The sequence below is a fragment of the Aliikangiella sp. G2MR2-5 genome (assembly GCF_015687155.1).
GTDB lineage: Bacteria > Pseudomonadota > Gammaproteobacteria > Enterobacterales > Kangiellaceae > Aliikangiella.
On the sequence record NZ_JADPQF010000001.1, the window covers coordinates 1,416,385 to 1,438,612 of the forward strand.

At 41.3% G+C, this 22,228-nt stretch carries 18 protein-coding genes and 2 tRNA genes; 7 read left to right on the top strand and 13 right to left on the bottom strand.

Translation table 11 applies throughout. From position 1 onward, the window contains the following. The 3 genes from IYN84_RS05815 to moaC are packed head-to-tail and all read right to left on the bottom strand — an operon-like array spanning nucleotide 1 to nucleotide 1,304. Entirely contained in the window at nucleotides 1-483 is a 483-nt protein-coding gene (locus IYN84_RS05815; protein WP_246722602.1) for a molybdenum cofactor biosynthesis protein MoaE, read from the bottom strand. 36 nt (nucleotides 484-519) lie between these two features. Beyond that, complete coding sequence (gene moaD, locus IYN84_RS05820; protein WP_196138212.1) at nucleotides 520-777, bottom strand: molybdopterin converting factor subunit 1; 258 nt, start codon at nucleotides 775-777, stop codon at nucleotides 520-522. A gap of 53 nt (nucleotides 778-830) precedes the next feature. Beyond that, on the bottom strand, nucleotides 831-1,304 hold the full coding sequence (gene moaC / locus IYN84_RS05825) for a cyclic pyranopterin monophosphate synthase MoaC (RefSeq protein ID WP_196138213.1): 474 nt from the start codon (nucleotides 1,302-1,304) through the stop codon (nucleotides 831-833). Between the two features lie 30 nt (nucleotides 1,305-1,334). Here moaC and IYN84_RS05830 point away from each other — a divergent pair, with 30 nt between their 5' ends. The 6 genes from IYN84_RS05830 (at nucleotide 1,335) to IYN84_RS05855 (ending at nucleotide 7,039) form a co-directional block, all read left to right on the top strand. Next, nucleotides 1,335-1,826: an NUDIX hydrolase gene (locus tag IYN84_RS05830; RefSeq protein WP_196138214.1), complete on the top strand. Its 492-nt coding sequence runs from the start codon at nucleotides 1,335-1,337 to the stop codon at nucleotides 1,824-1,826. Between the two features lie 54 nt (nucleotides 1,827-1,880). Further along, the gene (gene mnmA / locus IYN84_RS05835) at nucleotides 1,881-3,020 is read left to right on the top strand and encodes a tRNA 2-thiouridine(34) synthase MnmA (protein WP_196138215.1); all 1,140 of its coding nucleotides are present in this window, start codon (nucleotides 1,881-1,883) and stop codon (nucleotides 3,018-3,020) included. A 51-nt stretch (nucleotides 3,021-3,071) separates the two neighbouring features. Continuing rightward, nucleotides 3,072-3,725 carry a high frequency lysogenization protein HflD gene (hflD, locus tag IYN84_RS05840; protein ID WP_196138216.1) on the top strand — a complete coding sequence of 218 codons (654 nt, stop codon included), beginning with the start codon at nucleotides 3,072-3,074 and terminating at the stop codon, nucleotides 3,723-3,725. 209 nt (nucleotides 3,726-3,934) lie between these two features. Continuing rightward, nucleotides 3,935-4,897, top strand: coding sequence for a GGDEF domain-containing protein (locus IYN84_RS05845; RefSeq protein ID WP_196138217.1), 963 nt, complete (start codon nucleotides 3,935-3,937; stop codon nucleotides 4,895-4,897). Nucleotides 4,898-5,001: 104 nt separating this feature from the next. After that, nucleotides 5,002-5,289 (top strand): hypothetical protein, encoded by a 288-nt coding sequence (locus IYN84_RS05850; RefSeq protein ID WP_196138218.1) that lies wholly within the window; start codon nucleotides 5,002-5,004, stop codon nucleotides 5,287-5,289. Between the two features lie 364 nt (nucleotides 5,290-5,653). Next, the gene (locus IYN84_RS05855) at nucleotides 5,654-7,039 is read left to right on the top strand and encodes an Ig-like domain-containing protein (RefSeq protein ID WP_196138219.1); all 1,386 of its coding nucleotides are present in this window, start codon (nucleotides 5,654-5,656) and stop codon (nucleotides 7,037-7,039) included. 90 nt (nucleotides 7,040-7,129) lie between these two features. Here the strand turns inward: IYN84_RS05855 and IYN84_RS05860 are convergent, their stop codons facing one another. The 6 genes from IYN84_RS05860 to IYN84_RS05885 form a co-directional block, all read right to left on the bottom strand. Further along, nucleotides 7,130-8,125, bottom strand: coding sequence for a hypothetical protein (locus tag IYN84_RS05860; RefSeq protein ID WP_196138220.1), 996 nt, complete (start codon nucleotides 8,123-8,125; stop codon nucleotides 7,130-7,132). A 98-nt stretch (nucleotides 8,126-8,223) separates the two neighbouring features. Next, nucleotides 8,224-9,369 (bottom strand): 2-methylcitrate synthase, encoded by a 1,146-nt coding sequence (gene prpC, locus IYN84_RS05865; RefSeq protein ID WP_196138221.1) that lies wholly within the window; start codon nucleotides 9,367-9,369, stop codon nucleotides 8,224-8,226. A gap of 12 nt (nucleotides 9,370-9,381) precedes the next feature. Then, complete coding sequence (gene prpB / locus IYN84_RS05870) at nucleotides 9,382-10,284, bottom strand: methylisocitrate lyase (RefSeq protein ID WP_196138222.1); 903 nt, start codon at nucleotides 10,282-10,284, stop codon at nucleotides 9,382-9,384. Between the two features lie 331 nt (nucleotides 10,285-10,615). Next, complete coding sequence (locus IYN84_RS05875) at nucleotides 10,616-12,142, bottom strand: fumarate hydratase (RefSeq protein ID WP_196138223.1); 1,527 nt, start codon at nucleotides 12,140-12,142, stop codon at nucleotides 10,616-10,618. Between the two features lie 357 nt (nucleotides 12,143-12,499). Beyond that, nucleotides 12,500-12,575: transfer RNA gene (locus IYN84_RS05880), tRNA-Glu, on the bottom strand. Between the two features lie 75 nt (nucleotides 12,576-12,650). Next, nucleotides 12,651-12,726 (bottom strand) — tRNA-Ala (locus IYN84_RS05885). A 236-nt stretch (nucleotides 12,727-12,962) separates the two neighbouring features. Between IYN84_RS05885 and IYN84_RS05890 the strand changes: the two genes are divergently transcribed. Then, on the top strand, nucleotides 12,963-15,050 hold the full coding sequence (locus tag IYN84_RS05890; protein WP_196138224.1) for a S9 family peptidase: 2,088 nt from the start codon (nucleotides 12,963-12,965) through the stop codon (nucleotides 15,048-15,050). Between the two features lie 99 nt (nucleotides 15,051-15,149). Here IYN84_RS05890 and IYN84_RS05895 read toward each other — a convergent pair whose 3' ends face one another. The 4 genes from IYN84_RS05895 to smc form a co-directional block, all read right to left on the bottom strand. Further along, nucleotides 15,150-15,338, bottom strand: coding sequence for a hypothetical protein (locus IYN84_RS05895; protein ID WP_196138225.1), 189 nt, complete (start codon nucleotides 15,336-15,338; stop codon nucleotides 15,150-15,152). Nucleotides 15,339-15,705: 367 nt separating this feature from the next. Continuing rightward, complete coding sequence (ligA, locus tag IYN84_RS05900; protein WP_196138226.1) at nucleotides 15,706-17,748, bottom strand: NAD-dependent DNA ligase LigA; 2,043 nt, start codon at nucleotides 17,746-17,748, stop codon at nucleotides 15,706-15,708. Nucleotides 17,749-17,808: 60 nt separating this feature from the next. Continuing rightward, nucleotides 17,809-18,630 (bottom strand): cell division protein ZipA, encoded by an 822-nt coding sequence (gene zipA / locus IYN84_RS05905; protein WP_196138227.1) that lies wholly within the window; start codon nucleotides 18,628-18,630, stop codon nucleotides 17,809-17,811. 16 nt (nucleotides 18,631-18,646) lie between these two features. Beyond that, complete coding sequence (smc, locus tag IYN84_RS05910; RefSeq protein WP_196138228.1) at nucleotides 18,647-22,150, bottom strand: chromosome segregation protein SMC; 3,504 nt, start codon at nucleotides 22,148-22,150, stop codon at nucleotides 18,647-18,649. Nucleotides 22,151-22,228: the final 78 nt, after the last annotated feature.

Genomic DNA, 22,228 nt, shown 5'->3' on the forward strand with positions numbered 1-22,228 from the left:
TTATCGCTCCCAGCGCGCAGCTGCTTGCTCGTCACTCTCTTTTGCTTCAACCCATTGCGTTCGATCGCCATAATGCTCCTTTTTCCAGAAAGTCGCCTTTTTCTTAAGATAATCCATAATAAACTCGGCAGCTTCGAAAGCTTCCTTTCGATGAAGGCCTGCTGTGGCGACAAATACAATTGGATCGCCAGGAGCCAGATACCCGACTCTGTGAGATACTAACATTCTGGTTAACCGCCAGCGCTCTTCTGCTTCCTCTAAAATCGAAGCTAACTGGGATTCAGTCATTCCCGGATAATGCTCTAATGTCATCCCTGTTAATCCCTGTTCTTCATCTGAAACTCGAACAGCCCCGGTAAAAGTAACAACAGCGCCACTCTCTCCATTGTTTGCATGAGCTTCCTTAATCAGCTCGTCCATATCGAGCGCTACATCGCTAATAGATATCGCATCATAAAATTTTGATTGGGAAGACACTTTCATCCCCTTTGAAGATCCTGTTGATAATAGGCTAGCAAACTAACCGCCAGTCACTGGTGGGAAAAAAGCGACCTCGTCACCTTCATTAAGCTTTTTGTTAAACTCCGCCATTTCTTGATTAACTGAAACTTTTACCATATTTGCCGGGTTACCAAACAGCTCCAACCACTCAGGACCTCGCTGGCTTAAAAGCTCGCAAAGCTCGCTCACATGATCGCCACTAGCTAAATCAATAGAGAGCCTTGAGCAATCCAGTTGCTCCTTAAAGCTGGCAAAAAATAGAACTTCTACCTTCATTCATTTACCTTTTAATGTTTATTCGATCTGAGTGCTAAATATTACAAGAGCTTCTAGCGCTTCCAATACCCTGACTTGCCACCTTTCTTTTCCTCCAGCTGGATATTCGAAATAACCATGCCTTTGTCTACTGCCTTGCACATATCATAAATGGTTAATCCAGCCACAGAAGCAGCTGTTAATGCCTCCATCTCAACGCCAGTCTGACCGGACAGCTTGCAAGTTGCACTAATTCTAACACCTCCAGCATCTTCATCTGGACTTAGATCAACTTTTACCGAAGTCAACATTAATGGGTGGCACAAGGGTATTAAATCAGAAGTCTTTTTCGCCGCCTGAATACCAGCAATACGTGCGGTTGCCAAAACATCGCCTTTTTTATGCTCGCCTTCAACAATCATTCGCAGAGTTTCCGGCTGCATTTTGACGAAGCCGGTAGCAGTGGCAGAGCGTTCAGTATGGCTTTTCTTGGTCACATCGACCATTTGGGCCTCGCCTTTTTCATTCAAATGGGTAAAATGCGTCATAATCTTTAAGCTGTAAAATGGAAAAAGTAAATGGATTCAATCCACGTAACCGTGGCTGCTATTATAAGGCGAAAAGACCAATATTTGTTAGTAAAAGAAAAAGCTAGCAGTGGTCAAATAGTATTCAATCAGCCTGCAGGTCATGTAGAGCTGCAGGAATCTCTTGAGGAAGCCGTTATCAGAGAAGTAGAAGAAGAAACAGGTCTCTCTTTTACCCCGACAGGACTAACAGGTACCTATTTGCTAAGCCCGGCTACCAACGGAAAAACATACTTGCGCTTTTGCTTCGTGGGTGATGTACCTGAAAATCAAGACCCCTCTCCACAAGATCCAGATATTCTGGACGCTTTGTGGTTCACCAAAGATGAAGTTAGTGAATTACCCAAGGAGCAGCTGAGAAGTGCCTTGGTATTACAGTGCCTTTCAGACTACCTTCAAGGAAAAAGAATTCCACTGGAGTCACTTGTTTTTTCCAATAATGAGCTCCATTTAGCCAACGAATGCTGGAAAGAGTTAAAATAAGTGCCAATTATTCTAGTTTTGCGCCCCAAATTAAGTATCGGTATATATAGTTAAATGAACAATATAGTCATCAACAACAATCAAAGTGATGCAGACACTTCTGAAAAGCGACCAATCAAAGTTGTCGTTGGAATGTCCGGTGGAGTGGATTCGTCTGTCGCAGCCTACTTGCTAAAAAAGCAAGGCTACGAGGTGACAGGCGTCTTTATGAAAAACTGGGAAGAAGATGATACCGATGACTATTGTGCGGCGGCCGAAGACATGGCTGATGCTCGAGCAGTAGCTGAAAAGCTTAATATTCCTTTTAAGACAATAAACTTTGCTGCAGAGTATTGGGACCGGGTGTTTGAGTACTTTTTGGAGGAATACCGAAATGGACGCACACCTAACCCGGATATCATGTGTAACAAAGAGATAAAATTTAAGGCATTTCTTGATTACGCCAAAATTCTCGGCGCAGATTACATTGCAACAGGTCATTATGCGCGTGTGCTGCATAGTGAACAAGGCTCTCAAATGCTGCGTGGAATTGATACCAATAAAGACCAGACCTACTTCCTTTACACACTACAGCAAGCCCAACTGAGTCAAACTCTGTTTCCGGTTGGCGAACTGGAAAAGCCTGAAGTCCGACGAATAGCGGAAGAGCAAGGTTTTGTAACCGCCAAGAAAAAAGACAGTACCGGTATTTGTTTTATTGGTGAACGAAAGTTTAAAGACTTTTTACAGAAATATTTACCGGCGCAACCAGGTAATATAGAAGACGATCAAGGTAATATAATCGGAAAGCATAGCGGCTTGATGTATCATACTTTGGGCCAAAGAAAAGGAATCGGTATCGGCGGTATGGCGAGTGCAGATGATGCCCCATGGTATGCACTGAAAAAAGATATGAAACGCAATGTATTAATTGTAGGTCAGGGTCACGACCACCCTCTTCTAATGAGTCAGGGATTAATTGCAACTCAACTGCATTGGGTCGAGCCAGATGAGATGCCAGTTGAGTTTGAATGTACTGCCAAGAGCCGATATCGTCAGGAAGATTTCAAATGCAAAGTAATCCGCGTTAACGAAACAGATTGGAAGGTCGACTTTTTCGAGCCTCAAAGAGCCGTTACTCCAGGGCAATCAGTCGTGTTTTATAACGGAGACAAGTGTCTTGGCGGTGGAATTATTGATCAAATATGTCAATGATTCCTTCAGATGACACAAAATATTCACTTTATACCCAGCATTTATAAAATTATGAGTAAAAATAATCAGTTGTTAGGCCAATGCATTGGTTTGGGAGCACTATCTCAAGCTATTCGTTCAGTCCAAAACCTGGCCTGGAAAGGACAGACAAACCTGAGCGACCTTAGGGCTGTAGTCAGTAGTCTAGTTGAAATCGATGCGGGTAGTCCGGTCGACATCTATGGTGGGAGCTTTGAACTGAATAACGGATTACGTCTTCTCGCCAGGCAAATCGATCCACAAGATAAAGACAAAGACCCTGAGTTTGTAAATCTGGCAATCAACTTGATTTCTCTCCAGGCCCAGCTAAATAAGAACAATGACATCTTAACCACTCTTACTCAAAAAATAGACCAGCTTGCGCAGCGCTTTTCAGGTTCGGATATTGCCGAAAACGAAGAAAGCTACCAACAATTCATTAATGAAGCTTCAGAGATTTATAAGCAAACGCTTTCAAAAATGCCATTAAGAATTCAGGTAAAGGGAGAACCGAAATTTCTCCAACAGCCTATGATTCAAGCTCAGATAAGAGCCTCTCTACTAGCAGCTATTCGCGCGATATTCCTCTGGCGTCAATCAGGGGGAACTCGCTGGCACTTCCTTTTTAAAAAGCGCCAACTTCTCTCAGCAATTAAGAATTTAATTGCCAGCCCGGTGAGCAAATAGACTCTTCAGATGTACTTCAAGTAACCTGTTCATCCTTATGAACAGGTCCTCTCATCCTCTCAAATATTGTCACTTTCCTGTTGATTTTTGTCCTATAATTTAACCAATACACAATACAAGGCAATACAAGGAACAGCCATTCAAAAGACTGCAATGAAACTATATTTCCTTTAACATTTTTCGGGTAAAACCAGTCCAGAATAATTAGCATGACATCGCAAAGGCAAAAAGATATAAAAGAAGCGGGATTAAAGTCGCGAGCTGCAATGGCTTGGCTTCGTGATAACCATCTACCAGCAGATCCCATATGCTACACGCTTGCTTACGAATATCTTTTCACCGAAAACAGACAACTTAAACAGGACATTGATGCCCTCAAACTCTCGGATGATGATGAGCACGATAAAATAAAACAAATCTACAATAAACATATCATCGCCAAGAGCTACAAAGAGTTGAGCATGCATGATGAGCACACTGAAGAGTATGCAGCCGCAGCCCTTTCTCTGCTATTAGGAACAAAAGAAGATGTTCAGCATATCTCAGAAAAACTTAGCGAAAGTCAGGAAAATAGAGACTCTGAAGTCGATCAGGCGCTTGCCCAAAAAGCTCGAACAGCAGCGGCAAACCTGGAAAGCGCAGTCAAAGCTTTGAACAAGGGTAACGATGTTGACGCTAAACCTCTATCTTACGATAAATTAACTGAGCTTCTCGACAATCAGGGCGCCTTTACCGTTATCAAATGCCTTTTGGCAGATAGCGAAAACTTTCCAGTCAGCATCTTGCGAATCAACCTCGATAAGTTTAAGCAGCTGAATGATCAAAATGGCAAAGTTATGGGCGATGCAGTGCTTAAAAGCCTGGCCAAAGCTTTTAATGCTCAACTTAGAGGGGAGGATATCATTTCCAGATACCAGGGAGATGAATTTACTGTTTTTCTACCCAAAACACCATTAAAGTCAGGAGTAGCAGTCGCCGAAAATCTTAGAAAACGTGTACTCGCAATTTCGCTTAAAAAGAAAAGCAGTATGACACCGGTAAAAGCGTCAGTATCTGTTGGCGTAGCAGAGTTTAGTGGCCAGGGTTCTTTCGACAAGGCATTTATGAAAGCCAAAAAAGCAATGCTTCGATCTAAAGATCTTGGTCGTAATTGTGTAAATTGCGAGAACTAGCTCTCGCTGAAGACGCTTTCTGTTTGACAAGTGTTGTTATATTGATACTTACAATCTATATTAAACCTTCAGACAAAAAAGTTGATATCGACTATTAATAGCTCATGCCTTACAAATCTTATTTCAGAAATGCAATTCGCTCATTGCTAATCACCGGCTTTATTCTGATCATTCTTAATATGGCCTGCGCTAAAGGCGCAGGTGTCGAAGTTCTGGTTCTGCTTGGTCAAGTGAGCGAAGAAGCAGCCAAAGAAAGAGAAAACATCTTAAAAGGTGTGAGTTTAATGCAAAACACCATTAAACTAATCGCTTTTCTGGGTGTTTCTCTATTTATGTTATTTGTAGTTAAAGGTTTTCTTTTAAGAAAATCACAGCGGATATCCAGAATTTAACTTACCTGGCCTTTATTAGTTATTTTTATAACCCTCCTGTGTCAAACAGTTAGAAAAGTAATAGAAAATCTCAAACTCTTCGGCTAATCATCTCTTCTGATAATATTTATTTAATTAAGAATAAATCATCTCAAACTAATATTTTTAATCGCTGAAAACTTCCCTAATCTAGTCATGAACGGCAGCTGGTTTTTATTGAAGTTCCACATTGTACCTGGCATTCGTTGAATGAACATTGTGTAGCTGTCCAGACTATTCCTATCAAATAAAAACAAAGCATATTGCAACTCCAAGTCTAAAGACACAGACCTAAAAATCACGACTATCGTTATTATTTTTTGTAGTAATTAAGTGAGGTATAACGATGAAATTTGTAGTTAACAACGTAAAGATGTCTATTTTTGCTGGGCTAATCTTGCATATCTTTTCAGTCACGACTGTAAAATCGGAAGAATGTGAGCTGTACCCTATAACAGTTTCAACCGAATTATTTTCTGAAATCAGTGATGGCCAGGCTTTTCATCAGATTCCGTTAGGTGTAGGTAAAGGGAACTATAGTTGGTTAAGCTGGGATGGTCGTAACGATTCACCGTCTCTTGCAGAAAGCCTGCTTCGTCCGGGCAATAGCCATATTTATATCAATCCCAACGATGCGCAAGACACCCAACTTGATCCGAATGACTGGGTGCAGGGACGCCCGGGAGTAAAAAACAGCAGTAGTATCCGGGCAAATCTTGATGTGCTTCTTAACGTGCCTATTCAGATCCCTGTTTGGTCTGAAAACCTTGGTCAGGGTAGCCAATTCGACTACCTGGTATCAAGTTTTGCTACAATAGAACTAACTGACTACAAGCTAAATGGCAAAGGCTGGATATCTTTTATTTATCATGGCGATACTTCTTGTGCAGAAAACTCTCCTCCACAGGCATTCAGCGTATCGCTACAAACAACTGAATCAACCAGTTTTATCTTCACAGTAACAGCTGAAGATCCCGATCTTGATCCTCTCGACTATATAGTTGTGCAGCCTCCGCAAAACGGATTATTAGTGGGCAACGGCGACAATGGAGAAGGCCCCGAATACACCTATACACCTAATTCAGGCTTTACCGGTTTGGACGAATTTCAATTCATTGCAAACGATGGGACCAATGATTCAAATATTGCGACTGTGTCAATTTCAATTATTCCTTTCGAAAACAACCCTCCTGTTGCCTACAATGCTTCTTTGGAAACGACTGAGTCGATAGCTTTTGATGTAGTAGTTGAAGCAAATGACCCAGATATGGACCCATTGACCTACGAAATTGTCAATATTCCAACCAATGGCATACTTACCGGTGATGGGCCTAACTACATATATACACCAAACGCTGGTTTTGTCGGAACGGATACTTTCTCGTTTTTGGCTAACGATGGAACTGACGACTCCAACATTGCAACGGTTTCAATACAGGTAAACCCGGCAGCCAATACCGCACCAACGATAGAGCCGGCAACCCACGAACTTCCTCAATTTTCATCCTTAGAATTTATTGTTGATGCCTTCGATGCCGACGGAGATCCCCTCACCTACATTATCGTAGATTATCCTTTGTCCGGAGAGATTACCGGTAGTGGACCAGACTTTATTTACACGCCAATAGATGGAGCTGCGGGAGTTGACTCAATGAGAATAAAAGTAAATGATGGCAAGGCCGATTCTGAAACAGTGGAAATCACATTTATAGTATTTCCTTCAGAGGAGTAAACCAAAAATCTATTGCAGGCTCCAGGTTAGCTATTCAAATCCTGGAGCCACTCTTTACTCAACTTCAAAAAAATATACGTTCAATAAGTATTACAGCGCGGTAGCCAATATAAACTCGTTTACCGAATAATCAAAAAAATGGTCACTCTTTACAAATTCAAGAATAGACTCACTACGAGTTTTGTTAAAACATATTTCCAGTTTTTTAGTAAAATATGCAAACACCAGATCTTTATCAAAAATATCATCCGCAACAAGCATGTAGTTCTTCTCCACCCTGGATGCTTTAAAAGGAGTAGATATTAATTCTTCGGCGGTTAACTCAAAGTCTTTATTTACCAGCAAAAAATCTAGCAACTGATGTACTCTACGGCTTAAATCTCCTGCCAACCAAAATCTTGTAAGTTCACTTTCCGATAAGCAGCCCTGACAATCGTCACTAAGCGAGAGCTTTAAAGCAGGCAGGATAAAGTTTTCATCTGCACTATTTAGCATTAGACCTCCGACCAAAGACGATAGTTTTGCACAAAACTTCCGGTTTGTATTTTCATTGGAAGACTGTTCGCATACTATTGAATCTCGCAATAAGCATTCGACTGCGTGGCACCTTGCAGAAATGCTTAATAACCTCTTCATGCTAATTGAGGAAACACCATTTTTGATCCTTAACAAAGACAAGCGTTCAGCTAAAGCGAGTAAACATGAAAATCTGACTGCACAGGAAAATTTATTGAAGGAATTTCGACTAAAATTCTGATGACTATCAGTCTCTTTCTCATCCAAAAAGTTAAACATACAACCCAGGTCGAATGCTACCTTATGTGCCAAAGTACTATATTGGCTAACGCTCTCTCCATTACCTGTAACTTTGAATGCAGCCCCTCCCTCTCCTAGTAAAGCTCTACATTCAGGACTGCTGACTGATTGAAACGCATTTGCCAGTAATAAAAGTAGTTTTAATTTTTCAGTTAACAAATAGTTTTCATTTTCGAATTCAGCGTCATACATAAGATAAGCAATGTTTCCTGCTAAAGCCAAATTGTGTTCGACTATATCAACTTCATTCGAATTATCATCTTTAGCCATACAACCAGCCTTTAGTTACTTTGCTTTATTTCACTAAAGTATAAGCAAAAAAAGGAGCCTATGGCTCCTTTTCTCAAAATGAAATAAAAATTTCAGTCTTATCTTTCTTCAATTGGTACCCACTTCAGGTCTTCTGGGCCAGTATAGTTTGCACTGGGTCGAATAATCTTACCATCAACACGTTGTTCCATAATATGTGCCGCCCAACCGGTAATTCGAGACATTACAAAGATCGGGGTAAACATTGAAGTAGGTATTCCCATTTTGTTATACGAAACAGCTGAGAACCAATCCAGATTTGGGAACATCTTCTTTTCGTTCCACATAACAGTCTCCAAACGCTCTGCAACATTGTAAAGATTCAGATCTCCCTCTTCCTCAGAAAGCTGTTTGGCGACCTTCTTGATAACCTCATTGCGCGGATCTGACACAGTATAAACTGGATGGCCAAATCCAATTACGATTTCCTTTCGAGAAATTCTTTCTTTGATGTCGGCTTCAGCTTCATCCGGAGTAGAATAGCGTTTTTGAATATCTAACGCGACTTCATTTGCACCGCCATGTTTAGGACCACGAAGTGCTCCGATTGCACCACTCACGGCAGAATACATATCTGAGCCTGTGCCTGCGATAACTCGGCTAGTAAAAGTTGAGGCATTGAATTCATGCTCAGCATACAAAATTAATGAAGTATGCATAGCTCTCTCCCATAACTCGCTAGGTTTTTCACCGTGAAGTAAGGTCAGAAAGTGAGCCCCGATAGAATCGTCATCAGTTTCAACATTAATTACTTTCCCATTGTGACTGTAATGGTACCAATACATCAACATTGATCCGAAAGAAGCCATCAAGCGATCTGCAATATCTCTCGCGTCAGCCGGTGCTTGCTCGTCTTTTTCTGGCAGTACCGTGCCAAGCACAGAACAACCGGTTCTTAATACATCCATAGGGTGAGCTGCCGCAGGAATAGCCTCCAAAACATCCATTACCGGGGCAGGAAGACCACGTAAACTTTTCAATTTACGTTTATAATTCTTTAGCTCAGCTTTTGTTGGTAAACGCCCATGAATCAGAAGGTGAGCGATCTCTTCGAACTCTGCAGTCTCAGCAAAATCGAGAATGTCGTAACCACGATAAGCTAAATCGTTACCGGTTCGACCTACGGTACACAAAGCAGTATTTCCTGCCGCTACACCTGAAAGCGCAACGGATTTTTTTGGCTTCGGTAAAACTGTTTCACTCATGCTCACTTCTCCTTATTCATTTTCTTCAGACTGTTTTTGACTTGCAAATAGCGCATCCAGCTTTTGCTCGTATTCGTGGTAATTCAAATAGCCATAAAGCTCTTCACGTGTTTGCATAATTTCTACAACATTGCGCTGATGACCATCGTTGATTAATGCTTTATAGAAAGTCTCCGCACCTTTATTCATCGCACGATAAGCTCCACAACAGTAAAGGACGATATCGACACCAACTTCAGCAAGCTCGGGAGTTGAAAACAGAGGTGTCGCACCAAACTCGGTAATATTGGCTAAAATAGGAGCGTCAACCGACTTTCTAAACTCCGCATATTGCTCGAGTTGATTCATGGCTTCAGGGAAAATCATATCCGCTCCAGCCTCCAAACAAGCATTGGCTCTATCGATAGCTGATTGCATCCCCTCTACAGCCAATGCATCAGTTCTTGCCATAATGACAAACGATTCATCTGTTCTGGCATCAACAGCGGACTTTACCCGATCGACCATTTCCTGTTGAGAAACGATTTCTTTACCGGGACGATGACCACATCGCTTTGCGGCAACCTGATCTTCAATATGACAACCAGCAGCACCAAACTTTGTAAGTGAACGAATTGTTCGAGCAATATTAAAAGCACCGCCAAACCCTGTATCAGCGTCGACCATCAAAGGTAAATCACAAACGTCGGTAATACGTCTAACATCGGTTAACACATCGTCTATGGTACTGATACCAAGATCGGGCATACCCAGTGAGTTCGCAGCAACGCCACCACCGGAAAGATAAATTGCTTTGTGGCCCGACTGTTTCGCCATGTGCGCAGTAAAGGCGTTGATGGTTCCAACTAATTGCAATGGCTTGCTATCAGCCACTGCCTGGCGAAGCTTTGCGCCTGGAGTCAAATTTGTGCTCATACACAGTCTCTCTTCATTTAGTTAATCTGGACTTTGCTCATACTCAGTGCATCGAATTCCTCAACAACACTTTCTGTCAGAGCGATTTATCCTTAATTTCGATGAATCTGATTTTTGTAGTTTTAAGGACTCATCTCCAATTCGCTCCATAGTGCTAAAATCAATAAGGTAATCTGGCTAGTTTCCATAATAGTCATTACAAAAGCATGACTATTAATTCAACCGCTATTTCCCCATTAGAACTTGTGAAGCAAGCGCGGGCAATCAGGCTTTAGTACCGAATCACCAGCAACAAAGAGTACGGGCAAATTTGCCCGTAACTCAAAAGTCTTTATTTAGATTCCTGAATTTTTACTTTCCAAATTTGAGGTCCCGTCTTATGTACTGAGTCGCCATTAGTGTCTACGGCTACAGTTACAGGCATATCTTTAACCTCAAACTCATAAATTGCTTCCATTCCGAGCTCTTCAAACGCGACAACTCGAGACTCTTTGATGGCTTTGGAAACGAGATAGGCAGCACCGCCTACAGCCATTAAATAAACAGCTTTATTCTTTTTGATGGCGGCCAAAGCAGTATCTCCACGCTCTGCTTTGCCGATCATTCCCATAAGTCCCAAACCGCCTTCGCTTTTTGAGTTAAGCATCATTTCAGAGTACTTATCCATCCGCGTCGAAGTTGTTGGTCCAGCAGGCCCTACAACTTCATCCCGTACAGGGTCAACCGGGCCTACGTAATAGATGAAGCGATTTTCAAAATCAACACCTTCAGGAAGGCTTTCGCCGCTATCTAGCAGGTCTTTGATCCGCTTATGCGCAGCGTCGCGTCCGGTAAGAATTTTGCCTGACAACAACAATGTATCACCAGGTTTCCAGCTTTCAATTTCATCCTGAGAAATATTATCAAGGTTAACTTCCTTAATATTGTCAGATTTTTCCTGAGTAATAACCGGCCAGTCAGCAAGGCTTGGAGCTTCAATAAATGAAGGTCCGGACCCGTTCAATTCAAAATGGGCGTGACGAGTTGCTGCACAGTTTGGAATCATTGCTACAGGCAAAGAGGCAGCATGAGTTGGGCAATCATTAATCTTGATATCGAGCACTGTAGTCAGCCCTCCTAGTCCTTGGGCCCCTATTCCCAGCTCATTAACTTTTTCGTATAACTCTACTCTCAACTTTTCAACCGGGGTTTCCGGCCCTTTTTCTATTAGCTCATGAATATTGATAGGATCCATCAACGACTCTTTTGCCATAACCATGGCTTTCTCAGCCGTTCCGCCAATTCCTAACCCAAGCATACCAGGAGGACACCATCCAGCCCCCATCGTCGGTACAGTTTTAAGTACCCAATCGACAATAGAATCGTTTGGGTTTAGCATGACAAACTTCGACTTGTTTTCTGATCCACCGCCTTTGGCCGCAACGGTGACATCTACCTTGTCTCCCGGCACCATTTCAACGTGCACTACAGCGGGAGTATTATCTTTGGTATTAACTCTTGGTCCAACTGGATTTTGGACTATGGAAGCTCTGAGTGGGTTGTCTTGATTTTGATATGCTCTTCGCACACCTTCATCCACCATCTGCTGAACCGTCATATCAGAGTCCCACTGCACTTCCATACCAATTTTGACAAAAGCAGTAACAATTCCAGTATCCTGGCAAATTGGTCGTTTACCTTCGGCACACATACGCGAATTAATTAGCATCTGCGCCATAGCATCTTTTGCGGCTGGGTTTTCTTCACGTTTATAGGCTTCAAAAAGCGAGTCAATGAAATCTTTAGGGTGGTAATAAGAAATATACTGTAGAGCACTCTCTACACTATCGATAAAATCTGATTTCTTAATTACTGTCATTTATTATCTCCAGCGGTGATTGATCGACCCAATCAATCCCGTTTCTTATAATGAGATAACTGGTCTGTCCAGTTAGCTAGTTGAGACGATACACCAAGTCATCATTCCCATGCAAGAAATGGCTTAGCGTAAGGGAAATACCATGTTGAAATTAGCGAAATTTTATCACCGATAAATGGTGTGCGTATTATAGCTCAAGCGCGAGCTAACTTCAGTAGTCGGAGTTCAATATTATGCTTATATCTGATAAAAATCGTTAATGATTTCAATAGGTAACGAGGGTGACCTTATACCAAATAAACTAGATAGGTGCTTAAAACGAAAAAAACCAGCCTGTGGCAGGCTGGTTTTCTAATATGGCGTCCCCTAGGGGGTTCGAACCCCTGTTACCGCCGTGAAAGGGCGGGGTCCTAGGCCACTAGACGAAGGGGACTGGACTTGAATGCTCAAAAACTCGTAAGACTTTTTAGCAAACTCGACTTGTTTCTATTGAATAGAAAAAAGTAACTGGTGGAGCTAAGCGGGATCGAACCGCTGACCTCTACACTGCCAGTGTAGCGCTCTCCCAGCTGAGCTATAGCCCCGAATTGGCGGGCATTGTATGGAGATTGACTTTGCCTGTCAACCGCTTTTATTTAAAAACTGAAAGATTTTTTAATTTTGATTGATTTGCATTCAATGACTTTTATTTTCGCTCAATCTTTAGACAAATTACCGCTAAATTCTCATGTTGAATTCATTAAACTGAAAGCGCAAAATACAGACAGCGATTAAAATGATAAATCTAAAAACAAACACCACAATAAAAAAGAGAGATCAAATGAAAAAAACTCATTTCATAGCGGTGTTCGCAGGATTAGCTTTTTCTATTTCCAACTCAACATTATCGAAAGAGACACCCTCGAACACCTCAAATGGCAAAGCCCCCTTTAAAGTCGAAGACCTGGTGACTTTGGATCGAATATCAAGTGCTACCCTCTCCCCTTCCGGCAAAGAAGTTGCCTACGTTTTAAGGAAAACAGATCTGGACGCCAATAAAGGCAGAACAGATATTTGGCTAAGTCGGGTGAAGTCAGGCGAGGCGATTCAGCTAACAACAGATAAGTCTTCTGACTTTGCTCCAAAATGGTACGCAGAAACTAACTGGATATACTTCCTCTCGACTCGCTCTGGTTCAACGCAGGTTTGGCGCGTCAATACAAAGAATAGAAAAGTTGAACAAATTACTGACTTTCCAATCGATGTGACCAGCTTTAAACTCTCAAGAGATGGTAAAAAACTTGTCTTTTCCTCTAGTGTTTATCCGGAATGTGAAAACTTCCAATGTACTGTAGAAATTGATAAGAAGGAAAAGCTGAAGAAATCCTCCGGTGTTGTTTATGACAAAATGTTTGTACGCCATTGGGATCACTGGGTAGATAAGAAACAATCTCAACTTTTTCTAGTAAGACTTGACAACAAAGGTCATTCTATTGCCAAGTCTCTCGTCTCTATTACATCGTCGGTCAATGCCAATATTCCATCAGATCCTTTCGGTGGTGATGAAGAGTATACGCTCTCCAAAAGCGGAGACGCCGTCTATTTCTCTGCTCGACTACAAGATGCAGTTGAACCGACCTCAACAAATTTTGACATTTACCGTGTCAATTTTAGTAACACAAAGAGTCCACAAAATCTTACAAAACAAAATAAGGCTTGGGATACTTCTCCCGTTATCAGTCACGACGGACAAACTCTCGCATACCTTGCAATGAAACGTCCTGGATTTGAGGCAGATAAATTTGATGTTGTGTTGAGAGATCTTCGAAGCGGTAAAAGTAAGAGAATTACCGAGACCTGGGACCGTTCTTTTGGTAGCTTGCAATTTTCTACAGACGACAAATTTCTTTTTTTAACCGGCAATCATTTAGGTACAAAAGCTCTGTGGAAATACGAAATTGCCACCGGGCAAAAAACACTCTTTAATAAAAATGGTGCTGTCGTCGGAGTAACCGTAGGCCAGGATAAAGTTGTTTTTGCTAAAGACACACTGACTTCTCCAGTACAACTTTTCTCCAGTGACCTCAATGGAAAAAATCAAAAGCAAATCACTTTTGCCAATAAGGATAAATTAGAAAAAATTGCTTTTGGAGAATATGAACAATTTAGTTTTAAGGGCTGGAATGACGAAACTGTTTATGGATATATAGTTAAACCTGTAAACTTTGATCCAAAGAAGAAATATCCATTGGCATACTTGATACATGGAGGACCACAGGGTAGCTTTGGAGATCATTTTCATTACCGTTGGAATCCACAAACCTATGCAGGCCAGGGATTTGTCTCCGTGATGATCGATTTTCATGGTTCAACAGGATACGGCCAGGCGTTCACCGACTCAATTTCTCAAAACTGGGGAAGCAAACCATTCGAAGATTTACAAAAAGGCTTAGCTTATGCTCAGAATAAATATTCTTTTATCGACAAAGAAAGAAGCTGTGCATTAGGAGCTTCCTATGGAGGCTATATGATTAACTGGATTGCCGGAAATTGGCCCGAACAATTCAAATGTTTAGTTAATCATGATGGTGTTTTTGATAATCGTATGATGTATTACGCCACAGAAGAGCTTTGGTTTGTTGAATGGGAGAATGGGGGAACATATTTTGACGTACCTCAAAACCACGAAAAATATAATCCGGCAAATTATGTGAGAAACTGGAAAACACCTATGCTGGTGATTCAAGGAGAACTGGATTATCGAATTCCCGTCACTCAAGCTCTTGCAACATTTACCGCTCTACAGCGAAAAGGAATTAAAAGTAAGCTTCTATATTTCCCAGATGAAAATCACTGGGTCTTAAAGCCTGCTAACAGTATTCAATGGCACAACGAAGTTAATAAGTGGCTAAAAGAATTTTTATTCTAGGCCCGACTGAACATTGGAACTCTATAGCAAAAAGAAAAAGCCAAAGCGAATTAGCCTTGGCTTTTTTATTCTAAATTCTTTATTAGCTAACTATCCATGCTAGTGTAGTGAAGCATGTCCTCCATAGAGTCGATAACCTGCTTTAACAATTTGGCTATCAAGCACATCGCTACTTTCACAAAATTTTTCAGTATTACTAGGAAGATGAAGTTCTCCACAGCAAGCACAAGCTTTCACTTTCATTCTGCCCTTGTGAAAAGTTGCCCATTGATGTTTAACTTTAACCATAATGTATTCCTCTGCTCGACTCCTTTAACATCTTGTAGAAATATTTTCTACAAATCTTAAGAGTAAGCATAGGACACAAATCTGAAATATGTATGGCGATTTATCGTAATTTTTTGTGAGAGATTTCTCATTACGTATAGGAAAAAAACCCGAAATTCGTTCTAGTTCTAAAAACCCTATTTTTGCTCCATGTTTATTTTAAAGAATCCCAACTTTCAAATATTCACTTCGCAAAATGATTGCTTACAACTAAAATATTGCGCTCTAGCGTAAGATAGCTTAACAATACTAATAAGAACTTAAAAAAACATAAAAACCAGTTTCATTATTCCATATAAAACTAATAAATATTACTAATCTCTAGATACTAGTCTGTTACTTTGACACCCAGAGATGAAAGTCTTTCAATAAAAGTGTCTTCATCAATGACCGAAACTCCAAGCTCATTGGCTTTGGCTAATTTAGATCCAGCAGAATCTCCCGCAACAACAATACTAGTTTTCTTGGAAACACTGCCACTAACCTTAGCCCCCAAGCTTAACAATATTTGCTTGGCATCATTTCGCTTCATTCTATTTAAAGTGCCAGTTAGTACCCAGGTTTGCTCAATCAGAGGCTGCTCCTCCAAGGACATAATTTTTACTTCAGGCCAATGAACTCCTCTGTCCAGAAGTTTATCAATCACATCGAGGTTATGCTCATTTCCCAAAAACGCTACTATATGTTGGGCAACAACTTCACCGATATCCTTGATCTGGACTAGCTCATCATGATTTGCCATGAGTAACTTTTCAATCGTTAAAAAATGATTTGCCAAATTATTGGCGGTAACTTCACCGACCTCTCGAATACCAAGGCTGTAGATAAACTTGGCAAAAGTAGTAGTTTTAGCTTTGTTTATGGCAGAGATTAAATTTTCTGCAGACTTATCTGCCATTCTTTCCAATGAAGCTATAGTCTCCTTATTAAGTATAAAAATGTCTGCAACACTATTCAGGAGCCCCTGCTCGCATAGTAGATCGACGAGCTTATCACCTAATCCATCTATATCCATCGCCTTGCGCGAAGCAAAGTGTTTTATTGACTCCCTTTTCTGAGCGTCACAGAAAAGTCCACCTGTACACCGGTAAATGGCTTGATCTTCTTCTTTCTCAACAGGCGAACCGCATACCGGACAATGAGATGGTATGGTGACCATTCTTGCATTGTCAGGACGCCTTTCGTTAACGACTTTGACAATTTGAGGAATAACATCTCCAGCCCGTCTTATAATGACAGTATCGCCAACCATTACGCCTAATCGATCAATTTCATCCATATTGTGCAAAGTTGCATTGGATACAGTTACGCCACCTACAAAAACAGGGTCTAATCTGGCTACAGGCGTTATTGCACCGGTTCTTCCAACTTGAAAATCGACCGCTTGCAACTTAGTCATTTCTTCTTGCGCAGGAAACTTATGCGCTATTGCCCATCTTGGAGCTTTTGCAACAAACCCCAACTCGTCTTGTAATTCTATTAAATTTACTTTCAACACCACCCCATCAATTTCATAGGCAAGAGAATCTCTCCTCCTCAGGATGCGGCTATAAAAGTCGAGGCACCCTTTTTTGCCCATACAGACCTCAATCTCTGGACAAACTGGCAATCCCCAATCTTTTAATTGCTGTAATCTATCAAAATGGCTCTGTTTTAGTTCTGATTTTCCCTCATCATCTTGAGCACTGCCAATTGCATAAAAATAAACAGCAAGAGAACGTTCAGCTGTAACTGAAGGATCAAGTTGCCTTAAGCTACCTGCAGCAGCATTTCTCGGGTTAACAAATGTTTTACCACCCTTAGCAATTGCTGTTTCATTCAATTTATCAAAACTATCTTTGGGCATAAAAATTTCACCGCGTACATCCAGTAACGAAGGATAGTTTCCTCTAAGTTTGAGTGGCACACTTTTTATGGTTCTGACATTTTGGGTTACATCTTCACCTGTTTGTCCATCTCCTCTTGTAGCCGCTGAAACTAATACCCCATCTTGATATACTATACTGACAGCTAATCCATCGAGCTTGGGTTCACATGTAAATTCAATTTCCTGTTCGCTGTGTAAACGCCTGTTAATTCTTTGAATAAAGCTTTCAAGATCCTCTTCAGAAAAGACGTTATCCAGAGACAGCATTGGCGTCAAATGATTAACTGGCTGGAAAGCACCGTCCATCTTTCCTGAAACTTTTTGTGTTGGAGAGTTGGCATCAACCAAGTCAGGATTGGAATTCTCAAGCGCCTGTAACTCACGCATTAGCCGATCATATTCGGCATCTGGAACACTTGGATTATCCAGGACATAATACTGATAATTATGCTCTTCTATCTGAGTCCGCAATTGATTAATTTTTTCGACTATCGATTGATTCATTAAACGATCGCTCTAACTTAAAATTTAATTATTTAAATTGAAATGATTTATAGACAATAACTAACTAGTAATTTTTTTTGTTAGATAACTTCTAATTAGCTCTAGTTGATGCTGGTGTGTTTGTTCGGTATAGACACTTTTAGACTCATCCAAAATCTGCCCGCCGAGTTCTGATTGAATCATCCGAATAGTTTTAACCATTCCTTCGTATGCAGAAACAGGCTCTTTCGGTCCAGGCAAAGTCATAAAAAATGCAAAAGCTGGTGTTTCAAACCTCTCAATATTTTTGAGATCAAAAGTTCCAGGCTTAACAGCATTGGCGACACTATATATCACGGGGCCAGCTTTGCCGTTATGAGTTGCATGCCGGTGAAAAATCCCCATATCACCATGTCTTAATCCTTGAGAAAGTAACAATGGCAAAAACTCACCACCTTTAAATGCTTCGCCTTCCTTTGCTCTTAGAATAAGCGAGCAAACCATATCAGGCTCAGATAGCTCATCGAAACTCAGCTGTTCTGACGGCATAGCTTTTTCTGTTATTGAAACTTTGTCATGAGTTTCTATCTCACCCATGATTTCAATAGTTGACTCTGTTTGGTTGACTTCTTCGGAGGAAATATCTTCATGATCTGGTCTACTTGCAAGATTTGGTTCACTATCTATTTCTGAAAATGTAGGCTCCTTAACAACCTTTCTGACATTTCCTACGCCGGTATAATCAAAGCCGGCGGAGTCCACTTGCTCAGCAGAATCCCGCATTTTTTTTATTAAAAACTCTTTTTCTTGATTAGACTTTTGACGACGCTTGTAGTCATAAACGATATAGCCAATTAGTCCCAGACCAAGAACAATTAGTGCAATTCTGATTTGCCAATCCATAACTAATTCAGTCTCCTTACTGGGTAATCAATTGCGCAGCCTCATCAACATCAACAGCTACCAGTCTCGAAGCACCTGGCTCTTGCATGGTAACTCCCGCAAGTGCAGAAGCCATTTCCATTGACACCTTATTATGCGTGATGTAAATAAATTGAACTGTTTCCGACATCTCTTTAACCAGCTTACAAAATCGTCCAACGTTAGCGTCATCTAAAGGCGCGTCGACCTCATCAAGCATACAAAATGGCGCAGGATTTAGACGGAAAATAGAGAATACTAACGACAACGCCGTCAAGGCTTTTTCTCCACCAGAAAGTAAATGGATAGTACTATTTCGCTTTCCAGGAGGTCTAGCCATAACTGCAACACCGGTATCTAAAAGATCTTCACCTGTCATTTCCAGGTAAGCATGACCACCACCAAATACTTTTGGAAATAGTTCTTTCATTCCGGAATTCACTTTATCGAAAGTTTCCTTGAAGCGCGTACGAGTTTCTTTATCGATTTTCTTGATTACTCCTTCCAGAGTATTTAAAGATTCTTCCAGATCTTCGAATTGAGCATCCAGGTAAATTTTGCGTTCTGACTGTTGTTCATGCTCTTCTATTGCAGCCAAATTGATCGCTCCAAGACGTTGGATCCTTGCGACTACCTTTTCAATTCTAGACTCCCACTCACTCTCAGTTGCCCCTTCCTCCATTTTTGCAAGAATTTCTTCAATATTCTCTGCATCTTCAGAAAGGTTTTCTGCCTGATTTTTTTGCATCGTAGTATTTTCTGACCACTTCATTCGTAAGCCTTCGAGTCTACTACGCACGCCTTGCGCAGCTTGCTCTGCATCATGACGTTTCTTTTCATACTCTCTGATATGCTTATCAACTTCTTCCAGCGCTTCTCTTGCTTTAGCCAGCTCAGTCTCCGACTCAAGCCTTTTTTCAAGCGCTTCTTCCAATTCAACCTGCAAGTCATCATCGGGAGAATCAATTGTCATCAAATTATCTTCTAACGAAACCTTTCTAGATTGCAGTTCTGCAATCTGTGTGTGCATACGCTGATTCGTCGATTGAACGGAATTAATTTCAGACTTGATATTAGCTACTTCAAGCTCAATTTTGTGTGCCAAATCTTTTGCATTGTGCACCTGGTTTCTTGCCTGCTCTATAGCATTTCTTTTATCTTCCCTAAACTGGGTTAACTCTTCTCTCTTTTCCAGGTCATCAGCCATCGCGTCGACCAGAGATTCTAAACTGGCACGACTTTTTGACAAAAGCTCTTCATCAGTTTCTAATTGTTGATTCAATTCAACCAGGTCTTTGCTTAGGGACTCTTTGCGCTTTGACATTTGTTCCATTTTAGCCTGGTGAGACCCCACCTTCGCACGCAACTCACTATATCGTTTGTTCGCAGCACTCAATAAACGCTGCTTTTCTTCCCAGGAAGCCTCTAAATCCTTAAGCTTTTCTCTACTGAGATCTGACTTATCAGAAAGTGCTTCATATTTAGACTCCAAAATTTCCAGTTCTTGAGCTAGTGCTTCAATTTCAGATTCTCTTTCTAAAACGCTACTCTCATTAACAGATGCTTTCGAAATTCTGATCCAGTTTCTGCCAAGCCATAATCCGTCTTTTGTGATTACTGACTCATATAGAGCAAGCTCCCCCCTTATGGATAAAGCCTCTTCTACCGAATTACAAATCTTGATATTGGCCAGTAAATGAGCCAATCTTTCACCGTTTGAAACCTTAGAAAGTAAACTATCAGATTTGGCAGATAACTCCTGTACGACTCCTTTCTCTAGTAAAGTTAACCTGCCTTCCTGTATCTGACCAAAGCTTTCAATCAAATTCCCCAGCTCATCGACACACACGGCTTCAAGTTGATCCCCCAGAACAACTTCAACAGCTCTTTCCCAACCTTCGTCGACCTTGATATCTTGTGCTATTTTCTGATTGTTCTTAAGACCATTAGATTCGAGCCATTCATTGACGTGCTCGCTGTCTGCACCTAATGCAGCTTTCTGCATAGCGCACAGAGAAATATGCTTACTTTGAACCGATTGTACCTCTTTCCGACACTGATCGAGTTCACTTTGCTCCTCTCTTCTTTCTTGACGCAGTGAAGAGATTTCATCCAATAATGAATCAACTTTTTCGGAAAGTGTTTCAGTCTCTTCTTCAGCTTTGCTAAGCTCAACCGAAGCCTCTACCATACTGTCTTCTAGCGGTTCAGCTTCTAATTTTGCAATCTCTTCTTCGGTCTTTTCAATTCGCTTTACCAGGTTTTCTATAACCTTTTCAAAGTGCTGAATCCTGGTGCGCTCTACTTCCATCTTCTGATTATTTTCAGAACTTTGTTTGTTGTAAGAGTCCCAGCGCTCTTCCCAATCAAGCATACTGGACTCTATTTCTGACAAACTCTCCTGCGCCTGCTCAACTGCTTCGCGGCGTAACTCAAGCTCAGGCTCACTCTCCAGAAGCCTAGCTTGAAGCGTTTCTAACTGAATCTCGTCTTCACCCATTTGCTCAGTAAGATGCTTTAATGAGCCACTGACCTGACGCAAATCATCACTCAGCTGAGACTTTCGCTCTTTTCGGTGGGCAATACCTTGTTCGAGACGAGCAATGTCAGCTCCTACACCATAAAAACGACCTTGTGCTCCATTAAAAGACTCGGTGAGTTCAATATGCTTTTCACGAGTTTGTTCGATCTGATTATCAGCAGAGCGCTGATCAGAGATTCTGGCTTCCAGTTCAACTTCCAGCTTTCTAATCTCAAGAGACAATGATTCAGCCTGACCATGAAATTTTTGCCACTTAAGTGCTGATAACTCAGCTCTCAGCTGCCTTTCTTCCTGTTTATACTCTTTGTATTTTGTGGCGGCATTTGCCTGTCTCTGCAGGTGCGCAAGCTGTTTACCGAGCTCCTCTCTAATATCGCTCAAACGCTCCATATTTTCACGCGTATGCCTGATCCTGTTTTCAGTTTCTCGTCTTCTTTCCTTGTACTTCGAAATACCGGCAGCTTCTTCCAGAAAAATTCTCAACTCATGAGGTTTAGATTCAATCAAACGAGAAATCATACCTTGTTCGATAATGGCGTAGCTTCGAGGACCTAATCCGGTACCCAGGAATATGTCGGTAATATCTTTACGACGACATTTGGTACCGTTTAAAAAATAGCTCGCAATTCCATCTCTGGTAACACTTCTTCGAATCGAAATTTCAGCATAATTTGCGTACTCTCCGGTAATAGTGCCGTCGCTATTATCAAAAACAAGTTCAATACTGGCCTGGCCCACTGGCTTACGAGAGGTTGAACCATTAAAAATTACGTCCGTCATTGAGTCACCACGAAGGTGCTTGGCGGAAGACTCCCCCATTACCCAACGTACGGCGTCGATTAAGTTGGATTTACCGCACCCATTCGGGCCAACAATTGCGGTAAGATTTTCAGGAAACGGTACCGTAGTTGGATCAACAAATGATTTAAAGCCTGCGAGTTTTATTTGTTTTAAGCGCATCTATCAAGGTCTTCTAATTATTACTATCTACACAACGTCAGCCCATAATCACGGGCTTTATCTCGAATTCTAACGCAA